The following is a 3,551-nucleotide window of genomic DNA, read 5'->3' on the forward strand; positions in this document are numbered from 1 at the left end:
CCGGTAAGGAAGCGATAGGCGACTTTGTTATGTCTTGAATAACAGGGTAAGTAGTTAAAGTCGAGGTGAGTATTATAAACTTTTTTCTTTCGAGTCTGGGATTTTTTATAATAGCCGGCCTTACTTTATCTTTTACCGTATTTTTGTATATTCGCCTTGTCGTAGCCGTTCGAGAGGGTCGTGACGTGCCTAAGTGGATGTATAAAGTAGGGCATGCCATAAAAGGGCGAGGCAGTGATATATATGAAGATGTTACGGACAGGGCGGCGTTAAATGAAGTCAACATCTATATCGTCGGGATATTGGTTGCGAGTGTTTTCGTATATTTTATTTTCTCGGACAAGTATTTTACGAATGATAAGGTGCTGTTCTGGACATATGCGGAGTTTGCCATTGTCGTCGGCCTGAGAATGGTCATAGGCTTGGGGTCCATCATCTTAGATATGGTGCTTCCTTCTAAGGGAAAGTGGGCATATAACCTTACCTTGTCGGCAGCTGCCAATGCCGTGAAGGGCATGATTTTTATGTCCGCCTTTGTCTGCTCCTTAGTATTGAGTATAACGGGACTTCCCGTGAAAGCTCCGGTTGTTCAGGTAGACGGATATAATCTTGTAGTCGGACAAACGACGGCACAAGATTTGCTTGATGAAGGATTTTCCTTTTCAGGAAAGACAGAGAACGATATTATTAAAAACAAGAGAAATGACCACTTTTATTATGGCGAGACAGTAGGGCTTGTTAAAGACGGGAACTTGTGCGGATATGTGAACTTGACGCCGGCTCGTGAAGATGAGGGACGTGTTAAAAACTGTATTATTACACGCTTCGGTATGTCATCAAGAGATGCGATGTTTGATGGAGTAAAAATAGACGATAGATATATTGCGATCCTATCTCTCGACGAGTTGAAGAAAAAAGATATGAGGGATATTTTTTCACTTTCCCCTGTTAGCTATGAGGAAAATAAAGGAAACAAATACTTTTCCCTTAAAATGCAAACTCATCCGTACGGACTGTGGAATCGATATACCATAGAAACTGAATTTTCTGGTGATAATAGGGAGCGGCGCTTTGAAGTATATACACAACATACGATTTGGGAGTAGGCTGTTCATTAGTGAAGTGAGGCGGCAGTTATGACACAGGATGAACGATTGGATTTTTTAATAGAGGTTTTTAGGGCTGAGTTCAAGGAATATGAAAAGCTCTGTGTACCGGCAGATAGAGACGGAAAACGGCAATTGTTGCGAGGTCTTATGAATGTTCGTATGCCCGGACCCATGAGTGCTGAAGTATTGGCTGTCCAAGATGCGTATTTGCGTGAGCGGGCTGAGGAGAAGGGGATTATAGGATTCCAGGACATTCCCGTTATTCGCGACGGTTTGTCTGTTTGGCAAGGTGATATAACGCTACTTGCTGTCGATGCGATTGTCAATGCGGCTAATTCGGCCATGCTCGGGTGCTTTGTGCCGGGCCATAATTGTATTGACAACTGCATTCAAACTTATGCAGGGGTTCAAATGCGGGCAGAATGTGACAGGCAAATGAAGTTATTAAAGCAAGAATACGGGCAGAGCTATGTACAGCCTACGGCTATACCGCTACTTACGGACGGGTATAATTTACCGGCTAAGAAGGTTGTTCATATTGTCGGGCCTGTCGTAACGGGGCCTCTTACACAGAAGCATAGAACGGAGCTAGCCGCTTGTTATACGAACACTCTGGATTTATGTATGCGTGAAGGTCTTAAAAGTCTTGCTTTTTGCTGTATTTCTACAGGCGTGTTTCATTTCCCTAATGAGGCGGCGGCAGAGATTGCCGTGAATACCGTAAGAGGTTGGCAGGAAACGCATGGGAATGCTATGGAACGCATTATTTTTAATGTGTTTAAGAATGAAGATAAAAAATATTATGAAACCCTCATGCGGTAAAGATTGCTATATAAAAATATGTACTTCGATGACTTAGAGGAAGTAGCAACGCGTTGTAGTTAGTTCAGTAATATGCTTTTTCGTTTCTTACGGATAACTACATGAACCGATGTTCAGTCAGACTTAAATTTGATATATTTAAAGGCGAGATAGAATCCGTATCTTTCAGATTAAGAGGTAAAGCAGGTGACGGCATGGAAGGGAACTTTGAAAACGGTATGATCCGGAAAATAGAGATTGATACGAGTCTTCCTTGCGGAGAGTCTTCGGGTGACGGTTGTGAATTTCGCCAGCAATTGACGATAGGCTTGGACGGAACGGTACGTATACAGCGGTGCGGGTATGTGGGTAACAATAAGGTGTTGTTAGAAGACAGAACCCTTACGATACTCGGTGGTGCTGCGGAAGTGCTGTTTTCTTCTTTTGAAGAGTGTGAATTTCCTGAGACGGAATATCCCTTGGATATCAGTGGGGGTATTTACGATGTTAAATTGACTGATACGGACGGCAGTGAATCACGTTATATCGGACGACTGGGAACGGATTTGTTCAGCGATGACAAAAGTTTATCCGATTGTGTTCGTGAAAAAACGGGAATTTCCAATTTATGGGTTTTTGACGGGAACCGTGATTGTATTACGTATTTGAAGATAGAATATGAGCGGACGACGACCGTCTGTGCTACGGATATTGATGTAGAGCCGCTAAAGTGGACGTATAATGAAGTCTTGACGGTGGATTATGAGACGCAGACCGTAGAAATTTCCCGTAAAATTGCAGAAGGTTGCCGCGTGACCAACAGTTATTACGTCGAAGACGGCGTGCGTCGGTTGCTGAAGAGTCTCGATGCGGACGGATTCGATAAGATTGAAGGAAATCCGTCGGATGCCATAGATAATCCTTTGGACCGTCGTCTCTATACGGTAACGCTCATGACGAAGAGACGAGATATGCAGGTGATTGCCGGATCATATGATAAACGCAGCCTGCCCGCCATGTGGCCCGATTTGATGAACAAAATCTATTCCTTTATTTCCGCCTACGGAATAGGAGAGCTGTTTGATCGTCATACATATGCCAAGGCGAAGCGCTTGGCTACGGATTTTATTTATTGTCAAGTAGCCTTTTCACGCAGCAGTTATACGTACAGCTATATTGCCGATGAAGACATTTACAGAGAAGGCGATTTGGTCGTCGTTCCTGTAGGTCCGAGTAATGACGAACGGGTTGTGCGCATTGAACGCATCGACTATTATTCGGCCGATGAGGTGCCTTATCCCGTAGAAAAGACGAAGCATATTATCAGAAAGTATGAAGAATCGAATTAAGTATGAATTTAACGAACTTGCTTTTTATGAGGGTGAGTGCGTTTGTAGTATAATAACAGTTGAAAGCGAAATGGTTATTGAAGTTTTGTCGTGAGAAAGGATGAGGGTCATGAATGATGTAATAAAGGTATTAAAAGAACGACGCAGTGTGCGTAAGTTTAAAGGGGATATGCCGTCGCAGGACTTGGTTAATGAAGTTATTGAAGCGGGTCTTTATGCGCCTAGCGGTAAAGGGCAGCAGTCGGCTATTATTATTGCCGTGACGAATAAGGATGTGCGTGAACGGTTACGC

The 3,551-nt window shown here is 43.4% G+C and carries 4 protein-coding genes; all 4 read left to right on the plus strand.

Annotated features, from left to right (window positions below; all coding sequences use genetic code 11):
- The first annotated feature begins 65 nt into the window (after positions 1 to 65).
- The gene (locus PGX78_RS02650; RefSeq protein WP_270445280.1) at positions 66 to 1,106 is read left to right on the plus strand and encodes a hypothetical protein; all 1,041 of its coding nucleotides are present in this window, start codon (positions 66 to 68) and stop codon (positions 1,104 to 1,106) included.
- Positions 1,107 to 1,136: 30 nt separating this feature from the next.
- Positions 1,137 to 1,931: a protein-ADP-ribose hydrolase gene (locus PGX78_RS02655; protein ID WP_270445281.1), complete on the plus strand. Its 795-nt coding sequence runs from the start codon at positions 1,137 to 1,139 to the stop codon at positions 1,929 to 1,931.
- 194 nt (positions 1,932 to 2,125) lie between these two features.
- The gene (locus tag PGX78_RS02660) at positions 2,126 to 3,259 is read left to right on the plus strand and encodes a hypothetical protein (protein ID WP_270445282.1); all 1,134 of its coding nucleotides are present in this window, start codon (positions 2,126 to 2,128) and stop codon (positions 3,257 to 3,259) included.
- Between the two features lie 109 nt (positions 3,260 to 3,368).
- A partial coding sequence (locus tag PGX78_RS02665) for a nitroreductase family protein (protein ID WP_270445283.1) occupies positions 3,369 to 3,551 on the plus strand: 183 nt, incomplete at its 3' end.

It is taken from the genome of Megasphaera sp. AF13-6AC (genome assembly GCF_027685385.1).
Classification (GTDB): Bacteria; Bacillota; Negativicutes; order Veillonellales; family Megasphaeraceae; genus Megasphaera; species Megasphaera micronuciformis.

What these genes read in the sequence shown, in the direction of transcription:
- PGX78_RS02655 (WP_270445281.1), top strand. Translation starts at nt 1,137, where the DNA reads ATGACACAGGATGAACGATTGGATTTTTTAATAGAGGTTTTTAGGGCT.
- PGX78_RS02660 (WP_270445282.1), top strand. Translation starts at nt 2,126, where the DNA reads ATGGAAGGGAACTTTGAAAACGGTATGATCCGGAAAATAGAGATTGAT.